This window comes from Methylobacterium durans (assembly GCF_003173715.1).
Classification (GTDB): domain Bacteria; phylum Pseudomonadota; class Alphaproteobacteria; order Rhizobiales; family Beijerinckiaceae; genus Methylobacterium; species Methylobacterium durans.
In genome coordinates this window covers 324,509-343,386 of sequence record NZ_CP029550.1, presented here as the reverse complement: position 1 = coordinate 343,386, position 18,878 = coordinate 324,509, and the positions used below count along the sequence as shown (strand labels likewise).

20 protein-coding genes and 1 pseudogene are annotated in these 18,878 nt (G+C 71.8%); 13 read left to right on the top strand and 8 right to left on the bottom strand.

What is annotated here, in order from left to right; genetic code table 11:
* Positions 1 to 80: 80 nt before the first annotated feature.
* The 4 genes from DK389_RS01515 (at position 81) to DK389_RS01500 (ending at position 3,724) form a co-directional block, all read left to right on the top strand.
* On the top strand, positions 81 to 476 hold the full coding sequence (locus DK389_RS01515) for a hypothetical protein (protein WP_418291996.1): 396 nt from the start codon (positions 81 to 83) through the stop codon (positions 474 to 476).
* 55 nt (positions 477 to 531) lie between these two features.
* Positions 532 to 1,233: an HAD-IA family hydrolase gene (locus DK389_RS01510; RefSeq protein ID WP_109887055.1), complete on the top strand. Its 702-nt coding sequence runs from the start codon at positions 532 to 534 to the stop codon at positions 1,231 to 1,233.
* A 43-nt stretch (positions 1,234 to 1,276) separates the two neighbouring features.
* Positions 1,277 to 2,080, top strand: coding sequence for an ATP12 family chaperone protein (locus DK389_RS01505; RefSeq protein WP_109887053.1), 804 nt, complete (start codon positions 1,277 to 1,279; stop codon positions 2,078 to 2,080).
* A 111-nt stretch (positions 2,081 to 2,191) separates the two neighbouring features.
* Entirely contained in the window at positions 2,192 to 3,724 is a 1,533-nt protein-coding gene (locus tag DK389_RS01500) for an acyl-CoA carboxylase subunit beta (protein WP_109887051.1), read from the top strand.
* 44 nt (positions 3,725 to 3,768) lie between these two features.
* Here the strand turns inward: DK389_RS01500 and DK389_RS01495 are convergent, their stop codons facing one another.
* The 6 genes from DK389_RS01495 to DK389_RS01470 all read right to left on the bottom strand — a co-directional run bounded on the left by DK389_RS01495 (position 3,769) and on the right by DK389_RS01470 (position 8,057).
* Positions 3,769 to 4,038 carry a hypothetical protein gene (locus DK389_RS01495; protein WP_109887049.1) on the bottom strand — a complete coding sequence of 90 codons (270 nt, stop codon included), beginning with the start codon at positions 4,036 to 4,038 and terminating at the stop codon, positions 3,769 to 3,771.
* Positions 4,039 to 4,153: 115 nt separating this feature from the next.
* The gene (locus DK389_RS33685) at positions 4,154 to 4,633 is read right to left on the bottom strand and encodes a hypothetical protein (RefSeq protein ID WP_236960513.1); all 480 of its coding nucleotides are present in this window, start codon (positions 4,631 to 4,633) and stop codon (positions 4,154 to 4,156) included.
* Entirely contained in the window at positions 4,600 to 5,046 is a 447-nt protein-coding gene (locus DK389_RS01485) for an ABC transporter ATPase (RefSeq protein WP_109887047.1), read from the bottom strand. The genes DK389_RS33685 and DK389_RS01485 overlap by 34 nt, the downstream gene beginning before the upstream one ends.
* 77 nt (positions 5,047 to 5,123) lie before the next feature.
* Positions 5,124 to 6,056 carry a metallophosphoesterase gene (locus tag DK389_RS01480; RefSeq protein WP_109887045.1) on the bottom strand — a complete coding sequence of 311 codons (933 nt, stop codon included), beginning with the start codon at positions 6,054 to 6,056 and terminating at the stop codon, positions 5,124 to 5,126.
* A 144-nt stretch (positions 6,057 to 6,200) separates the two neighbouring features.
* Positions 6,201 to 6,413, bottom strand: a complete 213-nt coding sequence (locus DK389_RS01475) for a hypothetical protein (protein ID WP_109887043.1) — start codon at positions 6,411 to 6,413, stop codon at positions 6,201 to 6,203.
* A gap of 255 nt (positions 6,414 to 6,668) precedes the next feature.
* Positions 6,669 to 8,057, bottom strand: a complete 1,389-nt coding sequence (locus tag DK389_RS01470; RefSeq protein WP_109887041.1) for an aminotransferase — start codon at positions 8,055 to 8,057, stop codon at positions 6,669 to 6,671.
* A 106-nt stretch (positions 8,058 to 8,163) separates the two neighbouring features.
* Between DK389_RS01470 and DK389_RS01465 the strand changes: the two genes are divergently transcribed.
* The 5 genes from DK389_RS01465 to greA all read left to right on the top strand — a co-directional run bounded on the left by DK389_RS01465 (position 8,164) and on the right by greA (position 12,509).
* A complete protein-coding gene (locus tag DK389_RS01465; protein ID WP_109887040.1) occupies positions 8,164 to 8,700 on the top strand; it encodes a hypothetical protein in 537 nt (178 codons plus the stop codon).
* Positions 8,701 to 8,930: 230 nt separating this feature from the next.
* Positions 8,931 to 10,097 (top strand): cell wall hydrolase, encoded by a 1,167-nt coding sequence (locus DK389_RS01460; RefSeq protein ID WP_109895892.1) that lies wholly within the window; start codon positions 8,931 to 8,933, stop codon positions 10,095 to 10,097.
* A 225-nt stretch (positions 10,098 to 10,322) separates the two neighbouring features.
* Complete coding sequence (locus DK389_RS01455) at positions 10,323 to 10,931, top strand: hypothetical protein (RefSeq protein ID WP_109887038.1); 609 nt, start codon at positions 10,323 to 10,325, stop codon at positions 10,929 to 10,931.
* A 63-nt stretch (positions 10,932 to 10,994) separates the two neighbouring features.
* Positions 10,995 to 11,981 carry an acrylyl-CoA reductase (NADPH) gene (gene acuI, locus DK389_RS01450; protein ID WP_109887036.1) on the top strand — a complete coding sequence of 329 codons (987 nt, stop codon included), beginning with the start codon at positions 10,995 to 10,997 and terminating at the stop codon, positions 11,979 to 11,981.
* A 66-nt stretch (positions 11,982 to 12,047) separates the two neighbouring features.
* Positions 12,048 to 12,509: a transcription elongation factor GreA gene (greA, locus tag DK389_RS01445; RefSeq protein WP_109887035.1), complete on the top strand. Its 462-nt coding sequence runs from the start codon at positions 12,048 to 12,050 to the stop codon at positions 12,507 to 12,509.
* A gap of 9 nt (positions 12,510 to 12,518) precedes the next feature.
* On the opposite strand, the pseudogene DK389_RS01440 reads toward greA, so the two are convergent.
* Positions 12,519 to 13,382 (bottom strand): annotated as a pseudogene (locus DK389_RS01440) (LysR family transcriptional regulator); the annotation flags it as partial.
* A gap of 163 nt (positions 13,383 to 13,545) precedes the next feature.
* Here DK389_RS01440 and wrbA point away from each other — a divergent pair.
* A complete protein-coding gene (gene wrbA, locus DK389_RS01435; protein ID WP_109887033.1) occupies positions 13,546 to 14,145 on the top strand; it encodes an NAD(P)H:quinone oxidoreductase in 600 nt (199 codons plus the stop codon).
* Between the two features lie 143 nt (positions 14,146 to 14,288).
* Here wrbA and DK389_RS01430 read toward each other — a convergent pair whose 3' ends face one another.
* Positions 14,289 to 15,281 (bottom strand): L-threonylcarbamoyladenylate synthase, encoded by a 993-nt coding sequence (locus DK389_RS01430; protein WP_109895890.1) that lies wholly within the window; start codon positions 15,279 to 15,281, stop codon positions 14,289 to 14,291.
* A gap of 169 nt (positions 15,282 to 15,450) precedes the next feature.
* Here DK389_RS01430 and DK389_RS01425 point away from each other — a divergent pair, with 169 nt between their 5' ends.
* The 3 genes from DK389_RS01425 to DK389_RS01415 are packed head-to-tail and all read left to right on the top strand — an operon-like array spanning position 15,451 to position 18,867.
* Positions 15,451 to 17,220, top strand: a complete 1,770-nt coding sequence (locus tag DK389_RS01425; protein WP_109895888.1) for an acyl-CoA dehydrogenase — start codon at positions 15,451 to 15,453, stop codon at positions 17,218 to 17,220.
* 25 nt (positions 17,221 to 17,245) lie between these two features.
* Positions 17,246 to 18,025, top strand: coding sequence for an enoyl-CoA hydratase-related protein (locus tag DK389_RS01420; RefSeq protein WP_109887032.1), 780 nt, complete (start codon positions 17,246 to 17,248; stop codon positions 18,023 to 18,025).
* A 32-nt stretch (positions 18,026 to 18,057) separates the two neighbouring features.
* The gene (locus tag DK389_RS01415) at positions 18,058 to 18,867 is read left to right on the top strand and encodes an SDR family NAD(P)-dependent oxidoreductase (RefSeq protein ID WP_109895886.1); all 810 of its coding nucleotides are present in this window, start codon (positions 18,058 to 18,060) and stop codon (positions 18,865 to 18,867) included.
* The last annotated feature ends 11 nt before the right edge of the window (positions 18,868 to 18,878 follow it).

The following is an 18,878-nucleotide window of genomic DNA, read 5'->3' as shown; positions in this document are numbered from 1 at the left end:
AGCAGGGACCTTATTGTCTGAGGCGGCGGGGGCGTGCCACGACTCGCCGGCCCCGGGGGAATCGGCCGGTCGGAGAGGCTGTGAGAATCATCGACATCAAGCGCGCGACGCTGGGCCGCCTCGCCGGTCTCGCTCTCATCGGGATGATGCTCGGGGCGGCGCCCGCCGTCGCGGCGCAGCCGACCGTGCAGCCGGCGGCGCAGCCACCCGCCCCGGCGCCGGCCCGCAACGCCGCGCCTGCACCGGCCGCCGCTCCGCCGGGCAGCGCCGGCGCGCGGGCGAACGAGCGGCGGCGGCGCAATTCCTACGCGGCCTGCAACCGCGTCTCGAACCAGCGCGGCCTGCGCGGCGGGCCGCGGCGGCGCTTCCTGATCCGCTGCCGCCTCGGCTACGAGCGCACCCGCCCGGCCCAGACGGCTCCGGCCCCGCAGCAGCAGCCGGCGCCAGCCGCCCCGCCGCCGGCCCGCAGGCCATGATGCGCGGGTCCGCCGAACCCGCGCCGAGCCGAGGGCGGCCCCGCCGCCGGCGCCCGTGAAACTCGTCGTCTTCGACGTCGACGGCACGCTCGTCGACAGCCAGCATCTCATCGTCGCCGCGCAGGGCGTGGCCTTCGCCGAGCACGGGCTGACCCCGCCGAGCCGGGCCGAGGCCCTGTCGGTCGTCGGCCTCTCGCTGCCGCAGGCGTTCCGGCGCCTCGTCGGCGAGGACGGGCCGATCGCGACGCTCTCGGAGAGCTACAAGCGGGCCTTCAACGCCCTGCGGCTCGACCCCGCGCACGAGGAGCCTCTGTTCCCGGGCATGGCGGACCTGCTCGCGCGGCTGCGCAGCCGCGACGACATCCGGCTCGCCCTCGCCACCGGCAAGTCGCGCCGGGGCGTCGCGCACCTGATCGATTCCCACGGCTGGGAGGGGTGGTTCGTCACCACGCAGACCGCCGACGACGCACCCTCGAAGCCAGACCCGACCATGCTGCGGCAGGCGATGGCGGCGGCCGGCGTGCCGCCCGAGCGGACCGTGATGATCGGCGACACCAGCTTCGACATGGCGATGGCGGTGGCGGCGGGCGCGGCCGCGATCGGCGTCGCCTGGGGCTACCACCCGGCGGGCGCCCTCTACGGCGCCGGGGCGGTGACGGTGGTCGAGACCGCGACCGCGCTCGGCGAACTCTTCTCCGGGCCTCTCGCGGAGCCAGAGCAGGGCACGATCGCCGAGGAGATCACGCGCGGCGGCTAGGCCGGCCTCGCGCGGGCCTGCCGGATGCACTATCTCGGCTGCCATGAGCGACCCGAACAACGACGACGTCACCCGCGACTGGCTCGGCGAGCCCTCGGACGCAGCCGCGCCCGATCCGATGCGCGCGGCCCGTGGGCCCGCCAAGCCCCTGCCGAAGCGGTTCTATCGCGAGGCCGGGATCGCGCCGGGGGAGGGCGGCTTCCGCCTGACCCTCGACGGGCGCCCCGCCAACACCCCGGCCCGCAATCCGCTCGCCGTGCCCGGCCGGGACCTCGCCGAGGCCATCGCGGCCGAGTGGCAGGCGCAAGACGAGATCATCGACCCGGCCCGGATGCCGGTGACGCGGCTCGTCAACACCGCGATCGACGGGGTGGCGCCCCGCCGCGACGCGGTGATCGACGATCTCGCGGCCTATGCGGGCACCGATCTCCTCGCCTACCGGGCGGAATCTCCCGAGCGACTCGTGGCGGCGCAGGCCGAGGCCTGGGACCCCGTGCTCGACTGGGCGCGGGACGCGCTGGGTGCCCGCCTGATCCTCAGCGAGGGCGTCATGCATGTGACCCAGCCCGAGGAATCGGTCGCGGCGCTCCGCCGGGCGATCGCGGCGGCCGAGGGGCCGTTCCGGCTCGCGGCGCTCCACACCATGACGACGCTCACCGGCTCCCTCCTTCTCGCCCTCGCGGTGCTGAACGGCCACCTCTCGCCGGACGAAGCCTGGGCGGCCGCCCATGTCGACGAGACCTTTCAGGCGGGCGTCTGGGGACGCGATGCGGAAGCCGAGGCGCGGCTGGCGCTCCGGCGCGCCGAGTTCGACGCGTCGGCGAAGGTCGCGGCGCTGGCCCAATAGGGGCGTTTTCGCCGACGAAACTCTCGTGCTAAGGGGCCTGATCCCACGAACCGCCAAGCCTGCGCGGTTCAATGGAATTCTGTATTCAGTTCAGCCCGGGGCCGTGACGACATGAAGGATATTCTCGAAAAGCTCGAGGAGCGGCGCGCGCAGGCCCGCCTCGGCGGCGGCGAGAACCGCGTCGTCGCCCAGCACAAGCGCGGCAAGCTGACGGCGCGCGAGCGCATCGAGCTTCTCCTCGACCACGGGTCGTTCGAGGAGTTCGACATGTTCGTGCAGCACCGCTCGAGCGATTTCGGGATGGAGAAGCAGAAGATCCCGGGCGACGGCGTAGTGACGGGCTGGGGCACCATCAACGGGCGCACGGTCTTCCTGTTCTCGAAGGACTTCACGGTCTTCGGCGGCTCGCTCTCGGAGGCGCACGCCCAGAAGATCGTCAAGGTGCAGGACATGGCGCTGAAGATGCGCGCCCCGATCATCGGCATCTTCGATGCCGGCGGCGCGCGCATCCAGGAGGGCGTCGCCGCGCTCGGCGGCTACGGCGAGGTGTTCCGCCGCAACGTGATGGCCTCCGGCGTGATTCCGCAGATCTCGGTGATCATGGGGCCTTGCGCGGGCGGCGACGTCTACTCGCCGGCCATGACCGACTTCATCTTCATGGTGCGTGACACGAGCTACATGTTCGTGACGGGGCCGGACGTCGTGAAGACGGTGACCAACGAGGTCGTGACGGCCGAGGAGCTCGGCGGCGCCAAGGTACACACCACGAAATCCTCGATCGCCGACGGCTCGTTCGAGAACGACGTCGAGGCGATCCTGCAGATCCGCCGCCTGCTCGACTTCCTGCCCGCCAACAACATCGACGGCGTGCCGCAGATCGAGAGCTTCGACGACGTCGACCGGCTCGACAAGTCCCTCGACACGCTGATCCCGGACAACCCGAACAAGCCCTACGACATGGGCGAGCTGATCCGCCGCGTCACCGACGAGGGCGACTTCTTCGAGATCCAGGCGACCTACGCGCGCAACATCATCACGGGTTTCGGCCGCATCGAGGGCCGCACCGTCGGCTTCGTGGCGAACCAGCCGCTGGTGCTCGCGGGCGTGCTCGATTCGGACGCCTCGCGGAAGGCCGCCCGCTTCGTGCGCTACTGCGACGCCTTCTCGATCCCGATCGTCACCTTCGTGGACGTGCCGGGCTTCCTGCCGGGCACCGCGCAGGAATATGGCGGCCTGATCAAGCACGGCGCCAAGCTGCTCTTCGCCTACAGCCAGGCGACGGTGCCGCTCGTCACCATCATCACCCGCAAGGCCTTCGGCGGCGCCTACGACGTCATGGCCTCGAAGCATGTCGGCGCCGACCTGAACTACGCGTGGCCGACGGCGCAGATCGCCGTGATGGGCGCCAAGGGCGCGGTCGAGATCATCTTCCGCAGCGAACTCGGGGACCCGGACAAGATCGCGGCGCGCACGGGCGAGTACGAGGACCGCTTCCTCTCGCCCTTCGTAGCGGCGGAGCGCGGCTACATCGACGAGGTGATCATGCCGCACTCGACGCGAAAGCGCATCGCCCGAGCGCTCGGCATGCTGCGCACCAAGAAGATGGAGCAGCCCTGGAAGAAGCACGACAACATCCCGCTCTGAGACGGCGGGATGGGCGAGCCGCGGCGCGGCTCGCCCGGGACCGGTCAGTTGATCATGTCGGTGTCGGCGGTCGCCGCCGGCGCGCCGGACATCCGGTCGATGCCGACGACCGCCATCATGTGCCCGTTCTTGAGCTTCACGACGTTGAAGGACTTGCCGGTGCCGCGCTCGGTGGCGGTGGCGACCTGCATCTCGGTCGCGTGGAAGGGCGACAGGTCGAAATCGTGGCCCCAGGCCATGAAGGTCGTCTGCGCGAGCGCGCCGCCGATCCCGGCCGTGATCAGCGCCGCGGTGAGAGCGAGGGTCTTCAGCATTCCAGTTCTCCTGCCTCGATGGGCATTGACGGAAAGAGGATGCATCCGAGCCCCTGTTCGCGGCGAAGGATTGCCGGTTACTGTCAACATCGCATCTCGGCCATATCGGACGGGCTCAGCGCGGCGCGAAGATCGTGATGTTGGAGTTGATCTGGTAGGCGGCCGTCGGCTCCGTGTTGACGAAGCGCAGCCGGATCGGGCTCTCGCCGAGCGCCGCACCGAAACTCGGCGTGACGCGGATCGGGAAGCAGCGGTCGAGGGCCGCGAAGGCAGCCTTCTCGTAGGCCTCCTTCGCGTCCCGGTCGCCGACGAGGCGGCGCGCCGTCACCAGGGGCGTCCCCCGGATCGCGCCGTTCTTGTCGAGGCCGAAGCGAAAGGCGATGGCCGAGCCCTCGGTCGCGTCCGGCACCTGCCAGCATTGCGCCAGCGCCGCGCGCAGCATCGACCAGTTGTTGACGGGGTCGCGCGTCTCGCGCGCCTCGCCGGGCGTCTCGCCCGCCGGCGGCGCCTGCGCCCCGGCGCGGCCCGGGGCCGCGAAAAGGGCGAGGAGGGCCGCAGCAATCAGCTGCGATCGGTCGATTCGATCACGGCGCATAGGGTCAGCGGGCCCTTCTCCCCGGTGCTGACGGAACAGGTAACGCGCACGCCCCCCGCGTCGACGTTGCTGTGGCGCAGCCGGCTCGCGGCGTCCCGGGCGCGATGGGCCGCCGCCTCGATGATGCCGGCCTCGATGCCGGTCACCGCGTGGCCGGCGCGCCCGAACAGGGCGTAGTAGGTATCGGGCGGCGTCTCGCCCCGGAATTGTGCGCCGACGGACGACGGGTAGGAGCCGCCGCAGGCGAGGGTGAGCGTGGTGTCGGGGGCCACCGTGAAGGTCGCGTAGTCGAGGCTGCGGTTGCCGATCTCGGCCTGCGTCGCCGCCGTGACGCGGCCGATCAGGTCGCCGCAGGAATCGGCGAGGACCGGGCCGGAGGCGAGGAGGAGGATGAGTGTGAGGAGCGCGCGCATGGCCTCATGCTAGCGCATTTCGAAGGTCGGGATGCGCAAGCCCGGATGAGGCGTGTCGCCGCCTCGGGCGGCGCGCCTCAGGCGGCCCGCGACGGGGCCCCCGCCACGGCGGGCGCCGCGCCGAGTTCGAGGAGCACGATCTCGGGTGGAACGCCGAGCCGCACGGGCACTCGGCTCACGCCGAATCCGCCCGAGACGATCATCTGGCGGCCGCCGAGCGTCACGTGGCCGTAGGCGAAGTCGTTGCCGCGTACGGACGGGATCACCGGAGAGAAGCCGAACAGGCGGATCTGGCCGCCATGCGTGTGGCCGGCCAGGGTGAGGGAGACGCGCTCCGGCACGTCGAGGAAGATGTCCGGCTCGTGCACCATCAGGAGCACGGGCGCGTCGTCGGTGACCTTGGCGAGAGTTGCCGGCAGGTCGTCGCGCCCGCGCCAGTCGCCCCAGAGCACGTAGGGCTCCTGGTCGCCGAGGCCCGCGATCCAGAACGGATGCCCGTCCTTCGTCAGGCGCAGCGCCTCGTTCTCCATGACCGGGATGCCGACGGCCTCGAGCTCCCGCCACGCCTCGCAGGTGGGTCCGCGGCTCATCTGCGCCTCGTCGTCGTCCCACCAATCGTGGTTGCCGAGGATGGCGTGGACGCCGAGGGGAGCCTTGAGGCCCGCGACCACGCGGGCGAATTCCGACAGCGGCACCTTGCGGCGCGCGACGCGTCCGGCCGGATAGTCGCCGAGCATCAGGACGAGGTCGGGCGCGAGCGCGTTCGTCGTGTCGACGATCTCGGCGATGCGATCGAGCGGCATGTAGGGCTCGCCGACGTGGAAATCGGCGAGCACCGCGACGCGCAGCGAGAGGCCCGGCGTCCAGCGCGGCAGCACCGGCGCGTAGCGGGTCACGACGAGGCGATAGAGCGGTTCGATCCCGAAGGCGTAGACGCCGGTCGACCCGACCAGCGCGGTCGCGCCCCCGAGACCGGCGAGGAACTGCCGGCGGCTCGGCAGGATCAGCATGCGACATTCCTCGTGCGACGACCGGGTCCCGTGCGGCCTCCCGCGGGGCGGGCCGGGCAAGACAGCAAAGCCTGTGCCGATCGAATTCGACGGTTTGACGGCGAGGGCGCGCCTCGCCGGGCCTGTCGCGACGCCGGAAGGTCCTCAGGCGAGCGGAGCGTCCTCGTGGAGGAGCGCGAGGATGCCGCGGCGCTGCGGGCGCTGGGCGGCCTTCTCGGCGACGGGCGCCCGCATGCGGACGGCGGCGGCAAGCGCGGGCAGAGCGAGGGGGCGGAAACTCTCGGCGTCCTGACCCTGGTCCGTCTTGCGGCGGCCGGACTCGGTCGCTGCACTCGGGGTCTCGCTGAACGGGAACATGGTTGGGCGTCCTGTCTGAGCACTCGTGGTGGCGGTGGCGTCACCGTTCTGCGCGGCGATCGCGACGGCGCCTGGGCACCTTTGCGGCGGCTGCGGGACGATCCCTTGGCAGCCACCGCCTCATACAGGGCCAGTCAAACTGAACGAGACCTTAAGGAAAACCCAATCTTCGTCATCGCTCGCGCGGAGAACAACTGACTGCTACGTGAATACAAAACACAGTCTGCCACGACAGGCTGCGGCCCTCCCGAAGCCTCAGGCCGGCATCGCCTCCAGCCCCTCGGCAGCGATCCAGGCCAGCGTCCGGTCCAGCGCGCGGGTCAGGCGGTCGAACAGGGCGTCGATCTCCTCGCTCGTGATCACGAGGGGCGGGCAGATCGCGATGCGGTCGCCCGCGAGGAAGCGCACGATCAGCCCCTCGGCCTGCGCGAAGGCGACGCAGCGGGCCGCCACCCCGGCCTTCGGGTCGTACTGGCGCTTCGAGCCCTTGTCGGCGACGATCTCCAGGCCGCCGATGAGGCCGATGCCGCGCGCCTCGCCGACGAGCGGATGGTCCGCCAACCCGGACAGGCGGGCCTGGAAATGGGGCGCCTTCGCGCCCACGCCCTCGACGATGCGGTCGCGCCGGAAGATCTCGATGGTCTTGAGGGCCACCGCGCAGGCGACGGGATGGCCCGAATAGGTGGTGCCGTGGCCGAAGGTGCCGATCTTGGCGCTCTCGGCCAGCATGGCGCGGTAGAGCGGTTCGTCGATTGAGACGCCGCCGAGCGGCAGGTAACCCGATGTCACCGCCTTGGCGAAGGAGAGGGTGTGGGGCCGGATGCCCAGGCTCTCGGAGCCGAACCACGTGCCGAGCCGCCCGAAGCCGCAGATTACCTCGTCGGCGACCAGGCGGACGTCGTGCCGCTCCAGCACCGGCTGGATCGCCTCGAAATAGCCTGCCGGCGGCACGATGGCGCCGCCCGCGCCCATGACCGGCTCCACGAAGAAGGCGGCCACCGTCTCCGGCCCCTCGCGCAGGATGAGCGCGTCGAGCTCGCCCGCGAGGCGCGCGGAGAACGCCGCCTCGCTCTCGCCGGGCTCCGCGCCCCGGTAATGGTGCGGGCAGGGGGCGTGCAGGAAGCCCGGCAGCGGCAGGTCCCAGTCGGCGTGGTTGGCGGGCAGCCCCGTCATCGAGGCGGTGGCGACGGTGACGCCGTGGTAGCCCTTCACGTGCGAGATGATCTTCTTCTTGGCGGCCCGCCCGAGGGCGTTGTTCATGTACCAGAGCAGCTTGACCTGGGTGTCGTTGGCTTCCGAGCCCGACGAGGTGAAGAACACCTTCGAGGTCGGCACCGGCATCAGCTCCTTGAGCGTCTCGGCGAGCTCGATCGCCGGATCGTGGCTGCGGCCGGAGAAGAGATGCGTGAAGGGCAGGCGCGACAGTTGTTCGCTCGCGGCCTCCACCAGCTCCTCGTTCGAGTAGCCGAGCGCCGTGCACCACAGGCCCGCCATGCCCTCGATGTAGGGCCGGCCGTCCGTATCGTAGACGTAGACGCCGTGGCCGCGCTCCAGGACCAGCGGGCCGGTCTCGCGGAAGGCGGCGAGGTTCGTGTAGGGGTGGACGAGGGTTTCGACGTCGCGGGCCGCGAGGTTCGAGCGCATGGAGCCTTCCGGAAACGGTCGGGAATCTTTGCCACACTACCGGCCCGTTGCCCCATCATAAACCCGAGACCGGCGCGACGCCCCGACGCCCCACGGACCCAGCGCGATGCTCGATCCCGCCTCCTTCGTCGCTGCTCCGGCCCCCGGCCGCGCCTGCGGAACCTGCACCCTTTGCTGCAAGGTCTACGACGTGCCGGCCGTCGAGAGCCTCGCGGGCCAGTGGTGCCGCCATACGCGGCAGGGGCGGGGCTGCGCGATCCACGAGACCCGTCCCGACCATTGCCGCGCCTTCCACTGCCTCTGGATGACCGAGGGCTGGCTCGGCCCCGAATGGAAGCCGGAGCGGGCAAAGATGGTGCTGAGCCTCGACCCGGTCTCGCGCCACATGAACGTGCAGGTCGATCCCGGCCAGCCGAACGCGTGGCGCCGCGAGCCCTATTACGGGCAGCTGAAGCGCTGGGCCGCCGCGTCGCTCCCGCGCAAGCGCCACGTCCTCGTTCACCTCAACAAGGCGACGACCGTGGTGCTGCCGGACCGGGACGTGCCGCTCGGGGAGTTCGGGCCGGACGACCGCCTGGTGATCCGCGAGCGGCCGGGGCCGAACGGGGCCGCCTTCGAGGTCGAGAAGGTCCGCGCCGCCTGAGCGTAGGTGGCAGAAAGCCGCGCCAGGTCAACGAGGACGTGCCGAACCGCACCCCTTAACGCTCGGGCAATTATACCGGGCGATAAATGGGCTCCGGCCATCCTGCGCCCGAAAAGGGTCGCGACGATCGCCGGGCATGGCTTTCCGGTACGGGTCGGTTCGGCGTGGCAACGAGACGAGTTCGACGCAGATCGAGCCTGCACTGGCTCGGGACGGCGGTGACGCCCTGGCTGGCCGGTCTCGGCCTGCTGGTGTCCTTCACGGCGACGGCCGGCACCGAGAGTACGATCGGCTCCAGCATCCTGCCGGAGCGCGACGCCCGGTTCGCGCCGGCGCTGCCGGGCGGCGCGCTCCTCATCGGCGGCACCGGCCTGCACGATGCGACCGGCAACCTTCTCTCGATCGCCCGCGCCGACGCTGCGCTCGCGCCGATGCGCGTCGCCGACGAGCCGTTGCGCGCGGACATGAAGGCGCAGGCCCGCGTCTTCCCCGTCGTCCAGCGCGGGGGCAAGGGCGACGCCGCCCTCTCACCCGGCGCGAGCTTCGAGCGCAGCGCCGCCGCCTTGCGCGACACCGGGACCTCGCTCGTTTTCGCGAATCTCACGAGTTCGGTCGCCGGCGTGCTGAGCCCCGGCTCCGCCACCTGGAATCCCGATCTCGAGCCGGATCTCGGCTTCGTGCCGGTGCCCGATCTCGGCCTGACCACGGGCGCCGGCAGCGCACCCTCGACCGGAGAGGCGGTCGCCGACGCGACGCCGCCAGAGCGGCACGACGGCTCGACCCCGGCGATCCCGCGCGCCGTCGCGCTGTCCTCGACGACCCCGGCACCGGCCGACGCGACGCCGATCGAGGTCGCCGCCGCGAGCCTCGCGCTGCCCGGCTTCAGCTTCCGCGCGGACCGGGCGGAGCCCGGCAAGCCGGAGACGGCGCCCGAGACCGCGCCCGATTCCGCCCGCCACCGCTACGCCGACCTCATCGTCCCGGAGGCGATGGACAAGGAGCAGCGCTGCCTCGCCGAGGCGGTCTATTTCGAGGCGCGCAGCGAGCCGGAGGAGGGCCAGGCCGCCGTGGCACAGGTGGTGCTCAACCGCGTCAAGAGCGGCCTCTACCCGGGCAACGTCTGCGGCGTCGTCTACCAGAACCGGCACCGCTACATGGGCTGCCAGTTCTCGTTTGCCTGCGAGGGCAAGTCGCTGCGCATCACCGATGCCGCCTCCTGGCAGAACGCGACCCGCATCGCCCGCTCGGTGATCGACGGCCGGACCTACCTGAGCGAGGTTGGGAACGCCACGCATTACCACGCCGATTACGTGAAGCCGGGCTGGTCGCGCCGCCTCAAGAAGATGGACGTCATCGGCCGGCACATCTTCTACCAGCTCAAGCGCGGGCAGACATGACACGGCCCTGTTCTGCATTGGCGCCGTTAAGCATAACGAGCGCGGAATCGGAGGCGCCGTTTTACTTACGTAGATTGGCTCCTGCGTAGTCCTAAGCGAGGGTTAATTTTACCCTGTCAACCAATAGACCTTGCTTGTCCTCGAACTTGACGGCCTCCTGCACGTCGAGAGGTGCGCACGCCAGCGTACCGTCCCGCCGTACAGCGTATCTTCGAGGAAGCCGTCATGACCGCGCCGGTCACCCGTCTCACGATCCTGCTCGCTGCCCTTGCCGGCGCCGCCATCGCCGGCGCCACCCTCGCCGCGCCGGCCCAGGCCGGCGGCTGCTACGGCAGCGAATGCTACCGCCACGTCACGACCCCGCCGGTCTTCGACACGGTCTCCGAGCAGGTGCTGGTGCGGCCGCCGCGCACGATCTACCGGACCACGCCGCCCGTCTTCGACACGGTCTCCGAGCGCGTCCTCGTGGCGCCGGGCGGGCGCGTCTGGCAGACCCGGCGAGGCCCCTACGGCGAGCTGATCGGCTGCTGGGTCACGACGCCGCCGCAATTCGCGGTCCGCAGCCGGCGGGTGATGGTGCAGCCCCCGCAGACGATCCCCGAGACGATCCCGCCCGAATACGCGAGCGTCTCGCGCCGCGTCCTCGTGCAGCCCGCCCGCGCGGGCTGGGTGCCGGTCGGCGGCGGCTACGGGCCGGGCCCCGGCTACGGACCCGGGCCCGGCGGCCCCCTCGTCGGCTCGATTCCCGACGCGTTCGGCATCACCGGCGCGAGCTCGGCCGATATCGGCGTCGGCCTCGGCTTCTCCCGCGGCAGCATCTACGACGGCTACTGAGCGCCGGGCTTGAATCGGGACCGCGCCGCCACAGGTCAGGCACCGGGTGGAGGCGCGGGCGCGATGGCGACGTTCAGGGCATGGGTGGTCGAGAAGGGCGAGGGCGGGCAGAGCCTGACCTTCCGGGACTTCGACGAGGCCGACCTGATGGAGGGCGACGTCACAGTCCGCGTGACGCACTCGACCCTCAACTACAAGGACGGTCTCGCCATGACCGGCAAATCGCCGGTGGTGCGCCGCTTCCCGATGATCCCCGGCATCGACTTCTCCGGGATCGTCGAGACCTCCGAGCATCCCGCCTATAAGCCGGGCGACGCGGTGGTGCTGACGGGCTGGGGCGTCGGCGAGACCCATCTCGGCGCCTATGCCGAACGCGCGCGGGTCAAGGGCGACTGGCTGGTGCCGTTGCCCGAGGGCCTCAGCGCCGCCCAGGCGATGGCGATCGGCACGGCCGGCTACACCGCCATGCTCTGCCTGATGGCCCTCGACCATCACGGGCTGAAGCCCGAGCACGGGCCCGCCCTCGTCACGGGCGCCTCCGGCGGCGTCGGCTCGGTCGCGGTGGCGCTGCTGGCGCGCGCGGGCTGGCACGTCATCGCCTCGACCGGGCGCGACAGCGAGGCGGAATACCTGCGCGGCCTCGGCGCCGCCGAGATCCTCGACCGGGCGGAGCTTTCCGGCACGCCGAAGCCGCTCGCGAAGGAGCGCTGGGCCGCCGCGATCGACGCCGTCGGCTCGACGACGCTCGCGAACGTGCTCGCGATGACGCGGGCCGACGGCGCGGTCGCCGCCTGCGGCCTCGCGCAGGGCATGGACCTGCCGACTTCGGTGGCCCCCTTCATCCTGCGCGGCGTCTCGCTGCTCGGCATCAACAGCGTCACGACCCCGCAGCCGAAGCGGCGGGAGGCGTGGGGCCGGCTCGCACGCGAGCTCGATCTCGACAAGCTCGCCGCCATGACGACGACGGTCGGCCTGTCCGACGTGGCGGATCTCGCCGAGGAAATTCTCGCCGGCCGGACCCGCGGGCGCACGGTGGTCGAGGTCGCCTAGAGGCATGCCCTGCGAGCGGGGGCGCCGGGACGGAACCTGTACCGTTGCCGGCGCATTGCTTTTTTCATGAGCATCGCATTCGTTCGTGAGCGTGAGGGCGGCGAGGCCTTCGAGGATCTGCCCGACCGGCCGATCTCGCCCCACCCCAATTTCGTGACGCCCCAGGGCCTCGCCCAGATCGAGGCCGAGGTGAAACGCCTGCAAGCGGAGGCGGGGAAGCTCAACCCCGAGGACAAGGCCGACAGCGCCCGCGTCTCGCGCGACCTGCGGTACTGGACCGCGCGGCTGAACTCGGCCCAACTCGTCGAGAAGGTTGCGGGCGACACGGTGCATTTCGGCTCCACCGTCTCGATCGAGCGCGAGGACGGGACGAAGCAGACCTTCCACATCGTCGGCGAAGACGAGGCGGACCCGAACAAGGGCTCGCTCTCCTACGTGGCCCCGCTCGCTCGCGCGCTGACGGGCAAGAGCGTCGGCGACGTTGTCGAGGTGAACGGCCACGAGGCGGAGATCCTCGAGATCAGGTGAGTGGCCGGGCCCCGCGAAGAGCGGGCGCATCGGCGCGGTCTCCTCGGCCATGAAATCCATGAAGGCCCGCACGCGCGGGGCGTGGCGCAGGTCCGGATGCGTCAGGAGCCACAGGGTGCTGGCGAGGTCGGGCTCCGGTGGGCCGAGGCGGCGAAGCCCTGGCGACGCGTCGCCCTGCATGCAGGGCAGCGGGCCGATGCCGATCCCGGCCTCCACTGCCTCGGCGAGACCGAGCACCGTGTTCAGCCGGAGCCGGACCCGGCTCTTCTCGGCGCGTGCCTGCACGAAGCGGGCGTGGCGGCCGCCGCCCACGCCCTCGCTCGGCGAAACCCAGTCCCGCCCCGCGATCTCGCGCGGGCCGTCAGCCGGCCCGTAGATCGCCCAGGCGATGTCGGCGAGCCGCCGCCCGACGAGGGTCGGCGGCGGCCCGTCGCTCGCGCGCAGCGCCACGTCCGCGTCCCGCCGCGACAGGTTCAGCGCCTCTTCGGACACGACCAGATCGAGGCGGATCTCCGGGTAGCGGGTACAGAACTGGCCGAGCAACGGCATCATCACGGTCGCCACGAAGCTCGCCGCCGCGGTGACGCGGAGTTCCCCTGCCGGCGCCTGCGCCTTGCCCGCCATCTCGCGGGAGAACGTGACGACGTCGGTCTCCATGCGGGCGGCGGCGCGCACCATCGCCTCGCCTGCCGCGGTCGGGACGTAGCCGGAGCGGTGGCGCTCGAAGAGCCGCGCGTCGAGGCTCGCCTCGATCGCCGCGAGGCGGCGGAAGGCCGTCGAGTGATTGATCGCCAGGGCCTCGGCGGCGTGGGTCAGCCCGCCGCGCTCGGCGATCGCCTTCACGAGGCGGAAATCGTCCCAGTCGAGGCCCATGCACGTCCGATCAGTCAAGCTTGCAGAATTGCAAAGACGATCTTGCAGCGTGGGGCATTTCGGCAAGGAGCGGAAGCACGATATCGGTGGCGATCGAGGCCGGCGCCGGCCATCCTGGCCGCGCGACCGGGTCCGTTCCGAACAAACCGTGGAGAGTGCCGCGATGGCGAAGGTTCTGGTGCTGTACTACTCGTCCTGGGGCCACGTGGAGCAGCTCGCGCAGGCGGCTGCCGAGGGCGCGCGCGAGGCGGGTGCCGAAGTCAGCGTGAAGCGCGTGCCCGAGCTGGTACCCGAGGAGGTCGCCAAGCAGTTCCATTACAAGCTCGATCAGGCGGCCCCGATCGCGGATCCGAACGAACTCGGCGACTACGACGCGATCATCTTCGGCACGCCGACCCGCTACGGCAACATGGCGGCGCAGATGAAGCAGTTCATCGACCAGACCGGCGGTCTGTGGGCCGCGGGCAAGCTCGTCGGCAAGGTCGGATCGGTCTTCACCTCGACGGCGTCCCAGCATGGCGGCCAGGAGACCACCCTGACGAGCTTCCACACCGTGCTCCTGCATCACGGCATGGTGATCGTCGGCCTGCCCTACGCCTTCCCGGGTCTCAACGGCGTCGAGGCGGTGAAGGGCGGCACGCCCTACGGCGCGACGACGATCGCGGACGGCGACGGCAGCCGTCAGCCGAGCCAGGTCGAGCTCGACGGCGCCCGCTTCCAGGGCCGCCACGTGGCGCAGATCGCCGCGAAGCTCGCGGGCTGATGGGGCGCGGCGGCCAGCTCAAGAAAAAAGGCTCGGATTGCTCCGAGCCTTGGAAGGAAAAAGGCCATTGGGGGCTGAACTGGCCTTCGTGACCCATTAACGGGCGGCCCAGCGCGTTGGTTCCGCGCCTCACAGAAATATTTCTACCGAGGCGCGGCAGCCCTTCTGAGGCGATCGTTGATGGCCTCGCCGAGGTCCGCCATCGGCACCCGCGCCACCGCGATCACCGCCGCGCCCGAGGCGTCGAGATCGCGCAGGGCCGCGAACAGGCGGGCGGCTGCCTCGGCCGGATCGCCCTGCTGGCTGAGATTGATGACGGCGCGCGCGTCGACGAGGCCCGGCAGCGAGTCCGGCCCGAACAGGAGCGCGGCCTCACCCGGCTCGATTCGCTCGGCATCGAGGCGCACCCGCGCCCGCGGCGCGTAGTGGGAGGCGAGCAGCCCTGGGCCGACCGGGCGCTCGACCGAGTCGGCCTCGGCGTCGAGCAGTTCCGTGCCCAGAACCGCGCGGATCGCCTCTCGCGGCACGCCGCCCGGCCGGAGCAGGCGCGGCTTCCCGCCGAGGCAGGCGATCACCGTCGACTCGAGGCCGACCGGCGTCGCGCCGCCGTCGAGCACCGCGGCCGCCCGGCCGTCGAGATCACCCAGCACGTGCGCGGCGCTGGTCGGGCTGACGCGGCCTGAACGGTTGGCCGACGGCGCGGCGATCGGCCGCCCGACCCGGGCGAGAAGATCCTGCGCGAGCGCGCTCGCCGGCACCCGCAGCGCGAGGCTCGCCAAGCCCGCGCGGGCGAGATCGCAGACCGAAGTTTGCTCGTGCGCCGGCACGACGAGCGTCAGGGGCCCGGGCCAGAACGCCTCGGCGAGGCGCGAAGCGGCCGCGTCGAAATCCCCCTCGGCGCGGGCAGTCGCCGTGTCCGGCAGATGCGCGATCAGCGGGTTGAAGCGCGGGCGCTCCTTGGCCGCGAAGATCCGGGCCACGGCAACCGCGTCGGTCGCGTCGGCACCGAGGCCGTAGACCGTCTCGGTCGGGAAGGCGACGAGATCGCCGCGGGCGAGGAGCCGCGCGGCCTCGGCGATGCCGGCCGCGTCGCCGCGCAGGCGGCGCGTCGTCCCGGACGAGCATTCAGCGGGCATTGACCCGAGATCGTTCATATATAAACTATCTCCGACCGTGACGGGGTGCGCCGTTCGGGCGTATGTCGGCGGTGCGACGCGTGCGGGCCTATTCCCGGCCGGGCACCGACGTCAAACGCCGAGACCGTCAGGGACAGCGCCGCCGAAGACGGCGCGGGAGGGGATGACCATGAGCTACCGCGCACCCGTGGCCGAGCTGGCCTTCACCCTGCGCCACGTGGCGGGGCTCGAGGCGGCGCTCGCCGGATCCGGGCAGGGCGACCTCACGCTGGAGGATGCGCAGGCCGTGCTGGAGGAGGCGGGCCGCCTCGCCGGCGCCGTGCTCGCCCCCCTCAACCGCGTCGGCGACCGCCACGGCACTCCGCTCAACGACGGCGGCATCACCACGCCGCCGGGCTGGCGGGAGGCCTATCGCACCTTCGTCGAGGGCGGCTGGAACGGGCTCAGCGCGCCGGAGAGCCACGGCGGACAGGGGCTCCCCCACCTCCTCAACGCCGCCTGCACCGAGATGTGGAACGGCGCCAACCTCGCCTTCAGCCTCTGCCCCCTGCTGACCGCCGGCGGCATCGAGGCGGTGGAGAAGCACGGCTCGGAGGCGCTGAAGGCCGCCTATCTCGAGAAGCTCGTCTCGGGCGAGTGGACGGCGACCATGAACCTGACCGAGCCGCAGGCGGGCTCCGACCTCGCCCTGCTGCGGACCCGCGCCGAGGCGAACGGCGACGGCAGCTATCGGATCACCGGCGCCAAGATCTACATCACCTACGGCGAGCACGACCTCACCGACAACATCCTGCACCTCGTGCTGGCTCGCCTGAAGGACGCGCCGGCCGGCACGCGCGGCATCTCGCTGTTCCTCGTGCCGAAGGTGCTGCCGGACGGGAGCCGCAACGACCTGCGCTGCTCCGGCATCGAGCACAAGCTCGGCATCCACGCCTCGCCCACCTGCTCGATGGCCTTCGGAGACGGCGGCGGCGCCACGGGCTGGCTGATCGGCGAGGAGAACCGGGGCCTCGCCTGCATGTTCACGATGATGAACAGCGCCCGGCTCGGCGTCGGCCTGCAGGGCGTGGCCGTGGCCGAGGCGGCCACCCAGAAGGCGCTCGCCTACGCGCAGGAGCGCCGCCAGGGCAGGGCGCCGGGCGCGGGCGAGGGCGGCGCGAGCCCGATCATCGCGCATGCCGACGTGCAGCGCATGCTCCTGACCATGAAGGCCCAGACCGCGGCCGCGCGCGGCATCTGCTACCTGACCGCGGCGGCGCTCGACGCGGCGCGGGGGTCCGAGGGGCAGGATGCCTACGACCGGGCTTCGCTCCTGACCCCGGTCGCCAAGGCCTTCTCGACGGACATCGCCAACGAGGTGACCTCTCTCGGCGTTCAGGTTCATGGCGGCATGGGCTTCGTCGAGGAGACCGGTGCCGCCCAGCTCATGCGCGATGCCCGCATCCTCGCGATCTACGAGGGCACCAACGGCATCCAGGCGCTCGACCTCGTCGGCCGCAAGCTGCCATTGAACGGCGGCGCCACGGTGCGGGCCCAGATCGCTGCGATGCGCGAGATCGCCGAGGGCGTGCTCCGGGACAACAGCCCCGCCTTCGGCCACACGGCGGCGCGGCTGCGGGCTGCGATCGAGAGCCTCGATCGGGCGACGAGCTTCGCCCTGAGGGCGCTCGGCTCCAACCGGCCGGAGGAGGCGCTGGCGGTCGCGACCCCGTATCTGCGCCTGTTCGGGCTGGCGCAGGGCGGCGCCTGCCTCGCCAAGGCGGCGCTCGCCGCGAGCGCGGCGATCCGGGCTGGCGAGACGGATCCGGCCCATCGCGCCCGGATCGCGCTGGCGCGGTTCTTCGCGGAGAACCTCGCCACCGCGTCGGGTGGGCTGGAACAGAGCGTCGTCGACGGCGGCGGCTTCGTTCAGGACGCCAAGATTGCGCTGGCGAGCTGATATCAACGCAAGCGGGAAATCCCAGATGAGCGAGCCGATCGGAATCGAGGATCACGGACCCGTCCGAGCGATCACGATTCGGCGCCCCGAAAAGAAGAACGCGATCATCGGCACGATGTACGAGGCCATGCGCGAGGCGCTGGTCTCGGCCGACGCGGAGGGGTCGGGCATCGGCGCCGTGCTGTTCTCGGGAAGTGCGGGCGTGTTCACGGCGGGCAATGACCTCGCCGACTTCGTCGCCATGGCCGAGGGGCCCTTCGCCGAATCGCCCCCCTTGCGCTTCATCCGGCAGCTCGCCCGCACCCGGACGCCGATGGTGGCGGCCGTCGACGGGATCGCGGTCGGCATCGGCACCACGCTGACCCTCCACTGCGACCTCGTCTACGCGAGCCCGTCCGCGCGCTTCCGGATGCCGTTCGTCGAGCTCGGCCTCGTGCCGGAGGCGGCCTCCAGCTACCTGCTGCCGCGCCGGGTCGGGACCCTGCGCGCCACCGAGATGCTGATGCTGTCGGAGGCCTACGACGCCGACACCGCGGTCGGGCTCGGCCTCGCCAACGCGGTGATCCCGGCCGACATGCTGGCCGAGCACGCGATGGCCCAGGCACAGCGCCTCGCCGCCCTGCCGCGCGGGGCCGTCGCGGCGACCCGCCGGCTGATCCGCGGCGACCAGGCGGCGGTCGAGGCGGCGCTGGAGGCCGAGGCCGTGGCCTTCGACGCGCAGCTCCGCTCCGAGGAGGCGCAGAGCGCCTTCCGGGCCTTCTTCGCGCGCGGGGCCGGGAAGCCCAAAGCGGACGCCGCCGCGTGAGCGTGCCCGACCTCGGCGGCCGCGTCTGCCTCGTGGCGGGGGCCTCGCGGGGCGTCGGGCGCGGCATCGCGCGGGGGCTCGGCGAAGCGGGCGCGACCGTCATCGTGACCGCCCGGTCGAGCGAGACCGGAGCGCGCACCGAGATGCGCCCCGAGGCGATCGAGGACACCGCCCGCGAGGTCGACGCCGCCGGCGGCCGCGGCCACCATTACCTCTGCGACCACCTGAGCGAGCGCGCCGTCGACGAGCTGATCCGCTGGGTGCTGCGCCGCTTCGGCCGGATCGACGTCGCGGTGTCGAGCGTGTGGGGCGGCAACGAGGGCTTCGACGGCACCCGCTACCCGGACGGGACGGGCTGGGGCACGCCGTTCTGGCGCCGCTCCGCCGAGCCGTTCGGCCGCTTCCTCGAAGGCGGCCCCTATGCCGGGCTCCTGCTGGCGCGGGCGGTGGCGCCCGCGATGGTCTCGGCGAAGGGCGGGCTGATCGCCCTCGTCTCCGTCGATACGCAGCACGGCTATCTCGGCGACCTCTTCTACGACGTCGCCAAGGCGGCGACGAACCGGCTGGCGCTCGCCTTCGCCGAGGAGCTGCGGCCGCACGGCGTCACCGCGCTCGGCCTGTCGCCCGGTCACGTGCGCACCGAGCGGGTGCGCGACCTCGGCCAGGGTGACGAGGCCACGGAGAGCCCGCTCTACGCGGGCCGCGCGCTCGCCGCGCTCGCGGCCGACCCGAACGTCGCCGAGCGGGCCGGGCAGATCCTGCACGCCGCCGACCTCGCCGATGCCTACGGCTTCACCGACGCGGACGGAACGCGCCCGCCGCGCCTCCGGATCGACCGATAGTCACGAGCGCG